Origin of the sequence: Winogradskyella sp. HB-48, from assembly GCF_049942685.1 — a bacterium.
Classification (GTDB): Bacteria; Bacteroidota; Bacteroidia; order Flavobacteriales; family Flavobacteriaceae; genus Winogradskyella.
Genome location: NZ_CP187934.1, coordinates 318,596 through 334,250, shown reverse-complemented (window position 1 = coordinate 334,250; position 15,655 = coordinate 318,596). Strand labels below are relative to the sequence as shown.

The window sequence follows — 15,655 nt, the reverse complement described above, 5'->3', positions numbered from 1 at the left end:
AAAAATACTAACTTAGAAATGCTATTAATCAATTTCCTTAAGAAAGCATCAGCTATAATATCTGCCATAAAGAGCGGAATTTACCTGATGCTTTTTTATTTTAGGCTATCAAGATTATTATTACTTCTATTGAGCTTTACCCTATCAACATTTAGTTCTCTCTCCGCTCAAGACTTAGAATTATTACTTAACCAAATTAAGAATGAGAAAGATGATATTACGTTCAGAACTAAAGCTGAGGAATTACTTGGTAAAGCAGATTTGAAAAGAGACAAAGGAATTTTGGGGAAAACATATTATTATCTAGCCGATTCCTATCATGGTGAAAACAACTATAAAGCATTAGATTATTATAAAAAGGCAAATACCTACCTTGATGATGAAGAGATTTTGAAAGACAGTTATTTTAACCAAGCAAAAATACACACTACGTTTTCAGAATTTCCAGAAGCTATGCGAATGATTTTAAAGTCTATGGAATTCAATAAGTTAAATAATAACTTGTCAGAAGTACAGCGAGACATGTCCTACAAAGGTTATATCCATGATCGTATGTACGAGTTTAAGGAATCGATAATATGGAACAGAAAATCCTTAAACATTGCCAAAATGCTTAAAGACACTATGGCAATGGCTTATTGTCTTGGTAGAATAGGTATAGCTTACGACGAGCTTGCAGAACAGGACAACTTTAACAAAAAACTCTTCGATAGTGCCTTGTACTATAATAATAAAGCGGCAAAATACGCTGAGCTTTCGGGAGATTTGAGTTTTGCAAGAACAACCTATTCCAATATAGGGAATAGTTATAGTAAGCTTAACAATTATGAAAAAGCAGAAGAGTATACGCTAAAATCCCTATCAATTCCTGGATTCGAGGAAAGTAAAGGTGTAACCTTGGTTAATTTAGGTAAAATTTACCTCGAAACAGGTAGATACAAAGCTGCTAAAGAAATCTTGGATAGTGCTATGCAAAACACCATAAAGTATGGTACAAGGAAATATCAATTAGAAGCTTTCTATAGATTGCATGAGCTCGATGTAAAGAAGAAGGATTACAAAAATGCCTTAAAAAATTATATAGATTACAAATCTATAGAGGATTCGTTGCTTAACGAGACGAAAACCAAACAAATTGTTGATGCTCAAGAGCAATATAAAAGTGCTGAAAAAGAACGTGAGATTCTACTTCAAAGGACGACCTTAGCAGAACAAGATCTTGTAATTCAACAACGAAATTACCAGATATATGGACTAATTGGCCTGGCAGTAATTCTAGGTATCATAGGTTATTTGATATATAACCAGCAAGAGTTGAAGAATAGGCAACTCCAAAAGGAAAATGAACTTAAGGATGCATTGTTAAAAATAGAAACCCAAAACAAACTGCAAGAACAGCGTTTACAAATTTCTAGGGATTTACATGATAACATTGGTGCCCAACTTACATTCATCATTTCATCAATAGATAATCTAAAGTACGGGTTTGATATTAAAGATGAAAAACTAACCAATAAGCTTGAAACCATAAGCGATTTTACTTCTGGTACAATCTATGAGTTGAGAGACACTATCTGGGCAATGAACAAAAGTGAAATTACTTTTGAAGACTTACAAACCAGAATTTCAAATTATATTGATAAAGCACATTTGTACGATTCTAATATTCAGTTTTCATTTAATGTAGAGAATAGTGTAGACACAAGTAAAACGTTCAGTTCTGTTGAAGGTATGAACATCCATCGTATAATTCAGGAAGCTATACACAATAGTTTAAAATATGCAGACGCCTCTCAAATTAGGGTTGAAGTATCAAAGGTAGTTTCAAACTTAGTATTTAAAATTTCGGATAGCGGAAAGGGCTTTAATCTGTCATCAATCAAAAGAGGAAATGGGTTAACCAATATGGAAAAACGTATTAGCGATATTGGAGGAGAAATTCAAATTAATTCTAAAGAGAATCAAGGTACGGAAATCATTGTTACAGTGTAAAAAATTAAAATTACTATCTTCATCTTGCTATTAACTAACTAAAATTTTATGAGAGTACTTATTTGTTTTCTTCTATGTACAGTATTATGTTTTGGTCAAAAAGAAGAAAACTCTCAAATGCTTAATGACTCTGCAATAAATATATATAAAAATAACCCTCAAAAGGCACTATCGATTTTAGAAAAGTCTAGGTCAATAGCCAAGGCCAAAAAGCAAAAATTTGAAGAAGCTAGAGCTATTAATGGACTTGGCTTGGTTTACAGAGATTTAGGGGAGTTTAAAAAAGCTATTGACTTGTCAAAGCAGGCTATTGAAATCTCTTCAGACTCGCTTTTAATCGCAAGTGCATCTAACAATATAGGTGTCTGTAAAAGACAACTTGGCGAATATGAAGATGCCCTTACTAACTACCTTAAAGCACTTGATATATATAATGCTCTAAATGAGAAATCTAAAGAAGCCACTGTTACCAACAATATTGGAATGGTGTACAGCTATCTAGGGGTTAATGATAAAGCAATAGAATATCATTTAAAGGCTAAAGATGTTTTTGAGGAGTTAGATAACAAAAAAGGCATTTCGGAGGTATATAATAATATCGCCATTATTTATGCTAATGATGGTGATTTACAAAAAGCTCTAGATTATTTCAAGTATTCATTAGCTATTGAAAAAGAATTAGATGATAAAAAGGGTATTGCTGAATCTGTAAACAATGTAGGTGCAGTATTTTACTATCTTCAAGAAATAGATTCTGCCTTAGTATATTTTAAAAAGTCAGCTTCTTTAGAAAAACAAATTGGTAACTATGCTGGTGTAGGTGCTAGTTATAATAATATGGCTCAGGTTTTAATTGAAAATAATAGAGCTAAAGAAGCAAAAATATATATTGATAGTGCATATTATTATGCCACTAAGTATAAAGTAGCAGTAGATGTAGAAATGGCTCTGCAAAATTACTCCCAGTATTATGAAGCCATAGATAATAATGATAAGGCTTTGTCGTATTATAAAGAATTTTCAAAAGTTAGAGATAGTATTCTAAATCTTGAAACCAACAGCAAAATAGCTGAGCTAGAAATTGAGTTTCAGACTGAGAAGAAAGAAAAAGAAATTCTATCACAGCGTGCAGATCTTGCCGAAAAAGAATTAGATATCAGTAAAAAGAATAATTACATTCTAGGTTTAGGTGCACTAGCAGCAGTTTTAGGACTTTTAGGATACTTGTTTTACAACCAGCAAAAGCTAAGGAACCGTCAACTTCAAAAAGAAAATCAACTTAAGGATGCATTATTAAAAATTGAAACGCAGAATAAACTACAAGAACAACGTTTACGTATCAGCAGAGATTTGCACGATAATATAGGTGCACAACTTACCTTTATTATTTCATCTTTAGATAACCTTAAATATGGTTTTAAAATTCCAGAGAAACTAGGGAATAAGCTCAAAGGAATTAGCGAATTTACTACGACGACCATTCACGAGTTAAGAGATACTATATGGGCAATGAATAAAGATGAAATCACTTTTGAGGATTTGCAGATCCGTATCTCTAATTTTATTGAACAGGCTAATCTGGCAGCCCAAAAGATTAAATTTAATTTCAACGTAGATGCATCTGTGGATAATGACATGCCTTTTACTTCTGTAAAAGGCATGAATATTTATAGAATTATACAAGAGGCTATAAATAATGCTGTAAAATATGCAGAAGCATCATCCATAAATGTAAATATTTTAAAGGTTCATGACAAGATGTTGATTAAGATAAAAGATGACGGAAAAGGTTTTGATGAAAAAAACGTAAAGCTTGGTAACGGACTTAATAATATGAAGAAACGAGCTGATGAAATTAATGCACAATGCTCAATCTCTTCAAAGTTAGGCGAAGGGACAACAATAACTATTACCTTTTAAAATACGCAACTTTGCGTATTTTGTTGTAATATGTTATAAATTATCTTGCATAAAATTCTCTAATTATGAAAAAAATAGCCCTATCTTTTTTTGCAGTGTGGTTTGTAATACTGGTTTTTTCTCAAGAGGCACCAACTTATAACTCCGAAATGGGAATTCAACCCTACATCGCAACCGACGATTTTGGAGTTGTCTTCGATATCGAGTCTTTACTGTATCCAGTTGAATTTACAGAAACCTCTCTGAAGGACGAAGTAGGTTCTATGGATAGAATACAAAAAACGATGAGTACCCAAATGACCTACAAAATCAACAAATTGGGACATATAGAGGAGGAAAAGATAAAATCTTCATATAGTAATATTGATTTAACTCGCAAATATTTTTATGATGATAAAGGGAAGCTTACTAAAATTCAGTTTTATGAAGGGAATGACCCAACTAATGAATATACCACTTATCAATATCACGATAGTCGTGTCGTAAAAACCATTTCAAATGTTGTAAACGATAAGGTCAATGAAAGAAACTTTTTGAAACTAGATGACAACAGATACCAATCAGAATCAGATCAAGCCATTTTTACCTATTTTATAGTTTCTACTATAGGTAAAAAAGTAAGAAGTATCAAAACCAAAAATAAGCAAACAGGCAAAGAATCGGAGATTAAATATGGGTTTTATACAGATGCTTACGGTCAAAATGAAAAAATCACCTATGAAACAGGAACCATCGATAAAATTTACACTTTTGAACCCAACCAAATCAATAGGTTATCTAAAATAGTAACCACTAATCTACAAACCAAAAAAAAGACTTACAAGTTTTACACCTATCTAAATGATGCCTTTGGCAATTGGATTATTAGGTATGAGAATTCTGAAGGTGAAGAATGGCATGAGAACGTAGATCAGGTTCGTATAAGGCAGTATACCTATCCAGACGGGACTGTTACTGGTTATACGGATCCTAATAATCCAGAATTTAAGGCATGGTTGAAAGATTATTACTTTAAGAATTTTAGAAAAAAGATGAGTAATGACGAAGTTCCTGATGGTTATGTTTGGAAAAAAAACACAGATGGAAGTACCTATTGGTTTATGATAAACGGCAAAAACATCTCAGGTGAATGCCATAGTTATTTTGTAGGAGATAACTTAGTGGTTTTTCATAAAACTTCAGGAAAATTATATAGTTGTAAAGATTTTAATATTCAAACCGCCAACGTTTTTCATAACGCTGAGGTCTTAAATGTTGATACTAAATTAGGTTTTTGGTATAAACCAGGTGAAAAAGGTGTGAAAGTATTTGATGAAAACGGAAATCTTATGTCTGAAACCGAAATTTATAAGTTTGCTACCAATAATAAAGATGTTCTTTTCAAAGGAAAAAACAAAGCTAAAACAGTTTTATTAAAAGATTATCCAACAGTAACACCTTACATTATTTACCCTGTCTATGATTCAGAGAAAAGTATCGCAAATGCTTATGATGACGCTGCCAAAGCATTACAATCTCAAACAGAATCTGTTATTGGTATGGTTGAATCTATGGATGAGGTTTATAAAAAAGTTGCTGGTGAATGTATTGAAGGGAATTGTGAAAATGGCTATGGTGAAAAAAAGTGGTCTTCTGGTAATGAGGTTAATGCATTCTTTGAAAATGGAAAACCTAAAGGTCCAGGATTTATTATATATAGTGATGGTACACAACGTTTGGCTATTTACAATGGGTCATGGGATAATGTGGAAGGATTTGAGTACGCTTATTTTAAATCGGGAAACTCACAATTTGTTGATAGAAAAACCAACAGAGGATTTTATTTTAACTCAAAAAATAATGAGTTGGGAGTATTAGATCTCAATAAAAAACAAAAAACAATTCTACAACCTAACAATGATAACTATTGTATGATAGGGGATTGTAGAGACGGTGTTGGTATATATAAGTACAGTAATGGAACTGTTTATATGGGAACCTTTAAAAATGGCACCATTCATGGTTTTGGTGAACTTTCATTTACCAATGGACAATATTATATAGGTGAATTCTTAAACAACAAAAAAGAAGGTCTTGGTAGCTATGTTTGGGGAGAATACTATAACTATACAGGCGAATGGCGTAACGACACATATCATGGCAAAGGGATAATGACTTATTCAAAAGATAATTATAAAGCAGGCTTATGGCAAGATGGACAATATGCTAATGGTTTAAATACAGAAAATTTACAGTCTCAGCAAAATTTAAAAGCGTCGTCAACAAGTAATTATAAGTCGAGTACAATAACTCTCACTGCCCAGGAAGAAACAGAGATCAAAAACTGTAATGGAGACACTAAATGCTTGGGAGGTCTTTGTGATGAAAAGTACTTGAGCGAAAGTAAAACCAAAAAAGGTGATGCACTTAATCAGGCTATGGCAGATTATTTAGTGGGCATTAACAACATTATACCAGGAAAGCTTTTTGGTACTATGGTAAAGTCAGACTATTTAGATATTAGTGCCGTTAGGACTAAATTACCAAAAGAAGTTCAAGACGAATTGGCAAATCAAGGAAGAAACTTGATTAATGAGTATAACAAGCAGATGAATTCTGAAGAAACCAGAAAAAATGTTGAAAAACATGGAGGAACAGTTAAAAAAGGAAATTGATACTTGGTATTTACTACTAAAAACAAAAGATAGAAAATGAAATATTTAAAACTTATAATTTGTCTACTCTTCACGGCTTATGCTTTTGGACAAGAGTCTCAAGGTGTAAAAACAATAGAACCTGATGAAGAGCTCATAGCCAAAACCGAGTCATTTTTCAAAATGTATTTCTCTCAAATAAAAGATCATAAGTGGGCTGAATTAATTGAAAACATGCCAAAGGAATATCTTGACTTTGCGGGAAAAAAAACTTTGACCTCTCAAATAGAGAAAGCATTCAATAATGAAGCATTCTCTACAACATTTAACGAAATGACTTTTAAAAATATTTCCAAAGCATTTGTTTTTAAAGATGTAACTTATGCAGAGGTTAACTATTATAACTCTTTTACATTTAATTTTAATAAAACCGAAAAACAATCCGAAAAAGACTTCAATATCTATATGGATTTTATGGCAAGTACTTTTTCCAATCAGTTTAAAAATCAAAATGTAAAGCGCGAAGGGAATGGAATAACTATAAGTGGCGATAAGGTTATTGTTGTAATAGACAACCCAAAAAATGACAGTTTAAAAATGCTTGAAATAGAAAAAAATATGGCAGAAATGTATAAAATGTTTATGCCAGGAGAAGTAGTTAATAAGTTAGTTGAATGAATATTAAAATAGCTATAGTAGATGACAATACGTTTTTAATTAAAGCGGTAGAAGAAAAGCTGTCTTTTTTTGAGGATTTGCAGGTTAGATTTACAGCAATGAACGGTGAAGAGGTATTAGAAAAATTAGAAGAAAATCATAATATTGATTTGATTTTAATGGATATAGAAATGTCTGTAATGAACGGCATTGAAGCAACATATCTAGTAAAGCAAAAGTATCCTCACATAAAGATTATTATGCTTACCGTTTTTGATAATGATGAAAATATTTTTAATGCAATAAAAGCTGGTGCAGACGGTTACTTATTGAAAGAAATCAATGCAGGAGATTTACATTCTGGTATTTTAGAAACATTAAACGGTGGTGCGGCTATGAATCCTTCCATTGCATTGAAAACACTAAAACTACTTAGAAATCCCATTGTTGAAGAAAAAGAAAAAGAAGAAATAAAACTCACCAGTAGAGAAGTAGATGTTCTAGAACAATTGAGCAAAGGGTTGAGCTATAATGCCGTTGCAGAAAATCTATTCCTTTCAACAGGAACAATTAGAAAGCATATTGAAAATATATACCGCAAACTTCAGGTGCATAACAAGCTTGAAGCTGTTGAAAAAGCCAAACGAAATAATATTATTTAGAAGTCACCCTAACACTATCTGGTACTAAAACCGTATAATCTCCATTATTTCTTATAACATCTCGGACTATTGAAGATGAAATATATGATGTCCTTGATGCTGTTAGTAGAAATACAGTTTCAATTTTTGAAAGTTTTCTGTTGGTATGAGCAATAGCTTTTTCAAATTCAAAATCAGCAGGATTACGCAATCCTCTTAAAATAAATTCCGCATCAATTTCTTTGCAAAAATCTATAGTTAGTCCTTCGTAGGTAACCACTTTTACTTTTGGCTCATTCTTAAAGGCTTCCTCAATAAAATGTTTGCGTTCTTCTAGAGAGAACATGTATTTTTTTTCAGAATTTACACCAATGGCAACAACAACTTCATCAAAGAGTTTGACACCACGTGTTATGATATCATAATGTCCATTGGTTATTGGGTCAAATGATCCTGGGAAAAGTGCGCGTTTCATTTATGATACTTCCTTTTGTTGCTTCAAAGATAACTATTAATTCTTCATCGCCTCTTCAATAGCATTATCAAACAATTCTTCCATGCTTATGCCTGCAGCAGCAGCCTGCTGAGGTAGGATACTCTCATTGGTGAGTCCAGGTACTGTATTTACTTCGAGTAGATGAGGTTCATCATTCATAAATATATACTCGCTACGAGAAAAACCTCTCATTCCTAGTACTTCATATACTTTTTTAGCAACAGTCTCGACTTTGCTTTTATGATCTTCCGAAATTCTTGCAGGAGTAATTTCTTGCGATTTACCTTCGTACTTGGCGGCATAATCAAAAAAGTCATTCTCAGAAACAATTTCTGTAATTGGTAAAACGGTAGTTTTACCTTTGTAAGATATCACGCCAACAGAAACTTCAGTTCCATCTAAAAACTGTTCAATTATAATTTCGTCATCCTCTTTAAAGGAATTTTCTATAGCATTTTTAAGTTCTTCCTTTCTGTAAACTTTTGAAACACCAAAACTACTGCCAGCTTTGTTGGCTTTTACAAAACATGGCAGACCAACTTTTTCAACAATAGCATCTTCATCTATAGTATCTCCAAGGTTAAGATAATAGCTTTCTGCGGTCTTTATACCATAAGGTTTGAGTGTTGCTAGTAAATCACGTTTATTAAATGTTAATGCAGCTTGATACATGCTGCAACTGGTTTGAGGTATGTCTAATAACTTAAAATAAGCTTGCATATAACCATCTTCGCCAGGCGACCCATGTATGGCATTAAAAACACAGTCAAAAATAATTTTACCGTCATTTGCTATTATAGAAAAATCATTTTTATCCACTGGGAATTCATTATTGTTTTCATCAACATAAACCCATTTGTTTTTAAAAATATGAATGCAATAAGCGTTGTATTTATCTTTGTCTAAAGTGTTATAAACAACATTTCCACTCTTTAACGAAATTTGATATTCACTAGAGTAGCCTCCCATAATTACGGCGATATTTTTTTTCATACGTAAAAGCCTAAAAACTTGATGATGTAACTTGAATAAGTTGCAATGTAAAAGTATCATTTATTTTCAATAATCTAAACCAAACGACACATACGTATATTAATTTTTTAACGTTAGATTATTTATTTAGATTTGTCAATAAGTTAGCAGCCTATGAGTATTGTAAAGTTTTTAACCAGTAAAGTGTTTTTTAAGCAATTAACATTGGCCATTGTTGCTATTGTAGTTTTATGTTTTCTAACCTTAACGTCTCTAAAAAATTGTACTAATCATGGTGAATTCGTAACCGTACCAGATTTAAAAGGAAAATCTTTAGAGACCGTTAAAATAGAGTTAGATGATCTGGATCTTGCAATGAAAATTCAGGATTCTGCAAACTACAACCCTAATTATCCTAAATATTCAGTTATAGAACAAAATCCTATAGCAGGAGCTCAGGTAAAAGAAAACAGAAAGATTTATTTGATTCTTAATCCTTCAGGCTATCGTAAGGTTGAAGTGCCAAATGTTTTAAAACGCACTTTTAGACAAGCCAAGCCACAATTAGAGGCTTTGGAATTTAAAATAGGCGAAATCACATATATTGACAACATAGGTAAAGACGTAGTGCTAGGTTTAAAACATAAAGGCAACACTCTAAAACCAGGAACAATGTTGCCATTAACATCTACAATAGATGTGGTTTTAGGAAACGGAAATCGTTAATACATGGCAGATATTGTAGATATATCTGAGGAGGAAGATGAACTTTATGAGCATTATGCTTTTAAAGTAGAAAAAGGGCAACAACCACTTCGTATAGATAAGTACTTAATGAATTTTGTAGAAAATGCCACACGAAACAAAATTCAACAAGCAGCAAAAGACGGAAGTATTTTTGTTAACGGAACACCTGTAAAATCTAATTACAAGGTTAAGCCCAATGACCATATTACTGTAAAATTTGAGCACCCACCACATGAATATTTATTGGTTGCCGAAAACATTCCCATAGATATTGTTTACGAAGATGATGAACTTTTAGTTGTAAATAAGCCAGCAGGTATGGTAGTGCATCCTGGTCATGGTAATTACTCAGGTACTTTGATTAACGGTCTTATTTATCATTTTGAAAATTTACCAAACAATTCAAGTAATCGTCCAGGTTTGGTACATCGTATAGACAAAGACACAAGTGGATTGCTAGTTGTTGCAAAAACTGAGCAAGCCATGGCACATCTGTCTAACCAATTTGCCGAAAAAACAAGTGAACGTGAGTACATAGCTTTGGTTTGGGGCAATATAGAAGAAGATGAAGGTACTGTAGAAGGTAATATTGGACGTCATCCTAAAAATAGATTGCAAAATACTGTATATGAAGGTGATGAAGCTTATAAGGGTAAACCAGCCGTTACACATTATAAGGTATTAGAGCGTTTAAGTTATGTCACCTTAGTAAGTTGTAAACTCGAAACTGGTCGTACCCACCAAATCCGCGTACACATGAAGCACATAGGTCATACGCTTTTTAATGATGAACGCTATGGTGGTGAAATAATCTTAAAAGGAACAACGTTTACCAAATACAAGCAGTTTGTAGAAAATTGTTTTAAAGTTTTGCCAAGACAAGCACTGCATGCCAAGACCTTAGGTTTTGAGCACCCAACAACGGGCAAATGGCTTAGTTTTTCAACTGAAATCCCTGAAGATATGCAATTGTGCATTGATAAGTGGAGAGGCTATGCTAAGCATCAAGATAATTAATAGTACTATTGCTATTATTTGTAGCCTAACTTTTTAGAAATAGTTTCTAGTTCGTAAATTTGAATTGAATTAAAAATGAACTATGAAACTCGTATTATCACCAGCTAAATCTTTAGATTTTGAAAGCAAATTACCAACTGCTAAAACTACCGAAGGTTGTTTTTTAGCAGAAGCAGAACGTCTAAATAAACTTCTAAAAAAGAAATCAGCTAAAAGCTTATCTAAGCTTATGAGCATATCTGATAACTTGGGGCAACTTAATTACGAGCGCAATCAAGAATGGAGTTTGCCGTTTACCAAAGACAATGCAAGACAAGCTTTATATGCTTTTAGTGGTGATGTATACAGAGGTTTGGATGCCTATACTATTGATGCCAAAAAGTTAGATAAAGTTCAGGATACTGTTCGTATAATTTCGGGTCTTTATGGTATTTTGAAGCCATTAGATTTAATTCAACCTTATCGCTTAGAAATGGGCACCAAAATGGCTGTAGGCAAAAACAAAAACCTTTATGAATTCTGGAAGAAAAAAGTAACCCAAGCTTTAAATGATGAACTGGAAGATGGTGAACTGTTTCTAAATCTTGCAAGTAACGAGTACTTTAAAGCTATAGATACAAAAGCTTTGAAAGTGCCTGTTATAGATGTTAATTTTAAGGATTTTAAAAATGGTGAATATAAAACCATAATGACTTTTGCTAAACTTGCCAGAGGTTATATGACACGTTATATTATAGATACAGATGCTAAAACTTTAGAGGATATAAAGGGCTTTAATTATGAAGGCTATGGTTTTAGTGAAAGCCTATCTTCTGATAAAGAATTGGTTTTTGTGAGATAGTGTTTCTTCACGAGCATCCATATCCACCATTCATAAAAGATGATACCGAAAAACTAATTGTTGGTACTCTGCCACCTCCAAGATTTTCTATGGGTGAATTATTAGAGCAAGATGTTGATTTTTGCTATGGTAGTTATTACAATTCGTTGTGGTTGTTTATAGATAAAATTTATAACCTTAACTTTATATACGACAATTCAGAAGAAGCTATAGCTCAGCGTAAAGCATTTTTAATCAAAAACAAGATAGGAGTTTGCGACATTGTAGCCTCATGCGAGCGCGAAAAAATTGATGCTTCAGATGTTGGAATGACTAATGTTAAATTGAGAGACATTATTGGTTATTTAAAAGAATATCCAAACATTAAAACCATTTTATTTACAGGTGGAAATAGCAAGAATGGTCCAGAATATTTTTTCAGAAGACATTTAAGAGATTATAAGTTGAAATTAGAATTGGTAACTAATGAAGTGCCGAGAATACATAAGTTTACCTTGCCTGTCATTGCGAGAGAAGTGAAGCAATCTGTAAAATCAAAGCGAACAATCAAAACCGTCTCCTTGACTTCAACATCAGGTGCAGCAAATATCTCAATAAGCAAACAGCCACTTTACCGACAATTAAAGGGCAAAAACCCAGAGTTTAATACGTTTGATTTTAGAGTGATGCAGTATTCTGAATATTTATAGCTTTGGTATTTCCCTGTTCTTTTTCTTATCTAGATAATGCCGTAAAACACCACCTTTAACGGTGTTTACATCAAACTCTACAATAAAAGCCTTTGAATCTATTTTGTTAACAACCCGATACATTTTCTTGATGTCAATTCTATTGATTATGATATGGATAATGTCAAAGTCTTCGGTTTTTCCAGAACTCCCTAAACCACGAGTGCCTTTGTATAATGTCATACCAGTACCAAGTTCTTGCATTATGGCAATTTCTACTTCTCTAAACTTTTTAGAAACTATTGTAACACCAATAAAATCTTCAAATCCTTCAATAATAAGATCGGTCACTTTAGCCGTGACTATATAAGTGAGAATTGAATATAGAGCTACTTCTACTGATAAAACTAAGGCTGTAATACTGAACAGAATCACATTAAAAACCAAGATAATCTGCCCAATACTAATTCCAAATTTATCATTAAGATAAATTCCTAAGATTTCTGAGCCATCTAAGACTGAACCATTTCGTATCGCAATGCCAATACCTGCACCCAAAAACAAACCACCAAAAATTGATATCAGTAACTTATCTTCTGTAATAGTATTAAAATTTTCAAAGTGAATAAAAAGCGCCAACCCTAGAATACTTATGATAGACTTTATGACAATACGCTTTGATACCGTGAAAAAGCCTAAAATTAAAAAAGGAATACTAAATAATACTAATAAGATAGATATGTTGAGATCAACTTTAGTTTTTACAAGTAAAGCAATGCCAGTGATTCCACCATCCAAAAAACCATTTGGTAGTAAAAATGCCTTAAGCCCAATACTAGCTAATATAATACCAAAAATGATTTGGGCATATTCGTAGATAACCTTTATAGTTTTAGTGGTATAGCTCAATAGTTAAAATTTTGTTAGAAAATATACAAAATCAAAACTATAAATAACTATCAAAATAAAAATCCTCTTGTTAGACAAGAGGATTTTCTATCAAATCAATTAATTTTTGCCATGCTTACGTTTTGGTCTTTCTTTTTTGTGACTTTCAACAAAGGCTTTATACTCTTCTAAATTTACTGTTCCGTTACCATCTTTATCCATTTCTAAAAAACGTTCTTCAATACGTTTTTGCTTCATTACTTCTTTTCTAGCTGTAAATTCTTCTTGCGATAATGAGCCATTAGAATCAGTGTCTAATTCTTTAAAGTGTTCCTCAACAATTTCTTCTTTAACCTCTTCTCGTTGACGTTTATCCTTAAACTCATCTAATGATAACGCTCCATCATCATTTGTGTCTAATTTTTGAAATAATTCTTCAGGGCTAGGTCTGTGTTTACGTTGTCTTTCTTGTGCATCTACAAATGATATAGAGCAAATTGCGATAAACAATACGCTTAATTTTAATGTTTTTGAAATCATAATTTGTGTGTTTAGATACTAAAACGAGTTCAGTACATGTTAATGAACACCTCTATGACTTTATAGTTTGAAAAGCGTTTAATCATACTGCTTGTTTTGTGATATTTTTAACGAAGTTGCCTTAAGCCTTCATATACGATAATGCTAACAGCATTTGCTAAATTAAGACTCCTAATGTTTTCACTATACATTGGTATTTTAAAAAGGTCTTCTTTTCGTTCTTCAATTAAAGGTTTTGATAAACCAACAGACTCTTTGCCAAATACAAGGAACATATTGTCTTCAAATTGAATATCCCAATGCGATTTTTTGCCATGACTGCTTAAAAGAGCCATTTTTTTATCAGTATTTTTAGTGAAGAATTCTTCTTTACTTTCGTAATAAATAACCTCAAGGTGTTGCCAATAATCAAGTCCAGCACGTTTTAGGCGTTTGTCATCAATTTCGAAACCAAATGGTTTTACCAAGTGTAATAGAGAACCCGTAGCCAAAGCTAAACGACCAATATTACCTGTGTTGTTGGGTATTTCGGGTTCTATGAGGACGATGTTTAATGCCATAATTATTGTCATTCTGAACTGTCACACTGAGCGCAGTCGAAGTGTTGTTTCAGAATCTCACTTTTTAAGCTTAATGATTATTAATCTTATCAATAATACAAAAGGAAACCCATGAAGTAATATATCAAAATAATCCATTACAGTCATGCCAACTGCACCACCAGCAAGCCAACTTACCTTTCCAATAATGTGAGGTTCTGGAAAAAAAGGTGCTAAACCTAGAGTTAGGCATAGTAGAATGATTAGTCGCCAATCGTTTAGTATTTTCATGACAAAATATTTTTTACAAATTTATCTATTGTTTTTATACCATTAGCGGTTAAATACTTTATAAAAGCACTTCCGATTATGGCTCCTTTGGTAAATTTAGTAGCTTGGGTAAACGTTTCTTTATTTGAAATACCAAAGCCAACAATCTGAGGGTTCTTTAAATCCATTTTTGAAATACGTTCAAAATAAGCTGTCTGTACTTCACCAAAACCAGATTGTGCTCCTGTTGTACTTGCAGAACTTACCATGTAAATAAAGCCATTTGACATAGAGTCGATATATCTGATGCGCTCATCAGACGTTTGAGGTGTGATTAAAAATACATTGATAAGTCCATATTTTTCAAAGATAGCTTTGTAGTCTTCGTTGTAAACATCAACAGGTAAATCTGGGAGTATTAATCCATCAATACCGATATCTTGACATTTTTTACAAAAGGCTTCAACACCATATTGAAGGACAGGATTAAAATAACCCATGATAATCAGTGGAATAGAAACGGATTGCCGAATGTCTTTAAGCTGACCGAATAGCTTTTCGGTTGTCATACCGTTTTTTAGTGCAGCAGTTGAACTTGCCTGAATAGTTGGTCCGTCAGCCAATGGATCACTAAATGGTAAGCCAATTTCAACCATGTCCACACCACTATGTTCTAAATCCTGAATAATAGAAACAGTGTCATTAATATTTGGGTAGCCAGCTGTAAAGTATATGGATAGTAGTTTTTTGTCTTCGTTTAATTTTTGTTTTATTCTGTTCATACTATAGTATTGAGTATTGAGTAATTAGAGCGAGAGATCTCATATCTCAATA

Annotated in this window: 16 protein-coding genes; 9 read left to right on the top strand and 7 right to left on the bottom strand. The window is 32.5% G+C overall.

Annotated elements, in window-relative coordinates; all coding sequences use genetic code 11:
* Positions 1–18 precede the first annotated feature (18 nt).
* The 5 genes from ACPX19_RS01590 to ACPX19_RS01570 all read left to right on the top strand — a co-directional run bounded on the left by ACPX19_RS01590 (position 19) and on the right by ACPX19_RS01570 (position 7,864).
* The gene (locus ACPX19_RS01590) at positions 19–1,992 is read left to right on the top strand and encodes a tetratricopeptide repeat-containing sensor histidine kinase (RefSeq protein ID WP_426431063.1); all 1,974 of its coding nucleotides are present in this window, start codon (positions 19–21) and stop codon (positions 1,990–1,992) included.
* A gap of 48 nt (positions 1,993–2,040) precedes the next feature.
* Complete coding sequence (locus ACPX19_RS01585) at positions 2,041–3,912, top strand: tetratricopeptide repeat-containing sensor histidine kinase (protein WP_426431062.1); 1,872 nt, start codon at positions 2,041–2,043, stop codon at positions 3,910–3,912.
* A gap of 65 nt (positions 3,913–3,977) precedes the next feature.
* On the top strand, positions 3,978–6,566 hold the full coding sequence (locus ACPX19_RS01580) for an MORN repeat-containing protein (protein WP_426431061.1): 2,589 nt from the start codon (positions 3,978–3,980) through the stop codon (positions 6,564–6,566).
* A 36-nt stretch (positions 6,567–6,602) separates the two neighbouring features.
* The gene (locus ACPX19_RS01575) at positions 6,603–7,223 is read left to right on the top strand and encodes a hypothetical protein (protein WP_426431060.1); all 621 of its coding nucleotides are present in this window, start codon (positions 6,603–6,605) and stop codon (positions 7,221–7,223) included.
* Positions 7,220–7,864 carry a response regulator gene (locus ACPX19_RS01570; RefSeq protein WP_426431059.1) on the top strand — a complete coding sequence of 215 codons (645 nt, stop codon included), beginning with the start codon at positions 7,220–7,222 and terminating at the stop codon, positions 7,862–7,864. The genes ACPX19_RS01575 and ACPX19_RS01570 overlap by 4 nt, the downstream gene beginning before the upstream one ends.
* Here ACPX19_RS01570 and coaD read toward each other — a convergent pair.
* Together coaD and ACPX19_RS01560 are read right to left on the bottom strand one after the other, a co-directional pair.
* Positions 7,857–8,318, bottom strand: coding sequence for a pantetheine-phosphate adenylyltransferase (coaD, locus tag ACPX19_RS01565; protein WP_426431058.1), 462 nt, complete (start codon positions 8,316–8,318; stop codon positions 7,857–7,859). The genes ACPX19_RS01570 and coaD overlap by 8 nt on opposite strands.
* A 36-nt stretch (positions 8,319–8,354) precedes the next feature.
* Positions 8,355–9,332, bottom strand: a complete 978-nt coding sequence (locus tag ACPX19_RS01560) for a D-alanine--D-alanine ligase (protein ID WP_426431057.1) — start codon at positions 9,330–9,332, stop codon at positions 8,355–8,357.
* Positions 9,333–9,485: 153 nt separating this feature from the next.
* On the opposite strand from ACPX19_RS01560, the gene ACPX19_RS01555 reads away from it, so the two are divergent.
* The 4 genes from ACPX19_RS01555 to ACPX19_RS01540 all read left to right on the top strand — a co-directional run bounded on the left by ACPX19_RS01555 (position 9,486) and on the right by ACPX19_RS01540 (position 12,605).
* On the top strand, positions 9,486–10,037 hold the full coding sequence (locus ACPX19_RS01555; protein WP_426431056.1) for a PASTA domain-containing protein: 552 nt from the start codon (positions 9,486–9,488) through the stop codon (positions 10,035–10,037).
* Positions 10,038–10,040: 3 nt separating this feature from the next.
* A complete protein-coding gene (locus tag ACPX19_RS01550; protein ID WP_426431055.1) occupies positions 10,041–11,075 on the top strand; it encodes an RluA family pseudouridine synthase in 1,035 nt (344 codons plus the stop codon).
* A gap of 82 nt (positions 11,076–11,157) precedes the next feature.
* Positions 11,158–11,916, top strand: a complete 759-nt coding sequence (gene yaaA / locus ACPX19_RS01545; RefSeq protein WP_426431054.1) for a peroxide stress protein YaaA — start codon at positions 11,158–11,160, stop codon at positions 11,914–11,916.
* The gene (locus ACPX19_RS01540) at positions 11,916–12,605 is read left to right on the top strand and encodes a uracil-DNA glycosylase family protein (RefSeq protein ID WP_426431053.1); all 690 of its coding nucleotides are present in this window, start codon (positions 11,916–11,918) and stop codon (positions 12,603–12,605) included. The genes yaaA and ACPX19_RS01540 overlap by 1 nt, the downstream gene beginning before the upstream one ends.
* Here the strand turns inward: ACPX19_RS01540 and ACPX19_RS01535 are convergent.
* From ACPX19_RS01535 to trpA, 5 genes are all read right to left on the bottom strand, one after another.
* The gene (locus tag ACPX19_RS01535; protein ID WP_426431052.1) at positions 12,600–13,493 is read right to left on the bottom strand and encodes a YitT family protein; all 894 of its coding nucleotides are present in this window, start codon (positions 13,491–13,493) and stop codon (positions 12,600–12,602) included. The two genes, ACPX19_RS01540 and ACPX19_RS01535, sit on opposite strands and share 6 nt — an antisense overlap.
* A 99-nt stretch (positions 13,494–13,592) precedes the next feature.
* Positions 13,593–14,012 (bottom strand): EF-hand domain-containing protein, encoded by a 420-nt coding sequence (locus ACPX19_RS01530; protein WP_426431051.1) that lies wholly within the window; start codon positions 14,010–14,012, stop codon positions 13,593–13,595.
* Positions 14,013–14,119: 107 nt separating this feature from the next.
* A complete protein-coding gene (locus ACPX19_RS01525) occupies positions 14,120–14,572 on the bottom strand; it encodes a tRNA (cytidine(34)-2'-O)-methyltransferase (RefSeq protein WP_426431050.1) in 453 nt (150 codons plus the stop codon).
* Positions 14,573–14,629: 57 nt separating this feature from the next.
* The gene (locus ACPX19_RS01520) at positions 14,630–14,842 is read right to left on the bottom strand and encodes a hypothetical protein (RefSeq protein ID WP_426431049.1); all 213 of its coding nucleotides are present in this window, start codon (positions 14,840–14,842) and stop codon (positions 14,630–14,632) included.
* Complete coding sequence (gene trpA / locus ACPX19_RS01515; RefSeq protein WP_426431048.1) at positions 14,839–15,603, bottom strand: tryptophan synthase subunit alpha; 765 nt, start codon at positions 15,601–15,603, stop codon at positions 14,839–14,841. The genes ACPX19_RS01520 and trpA overlap by 4 nt, the downstream gene beginning before the upstream one ends.
* Positions 15,604–15,655 lie beyond the last annotated feature (52 nt).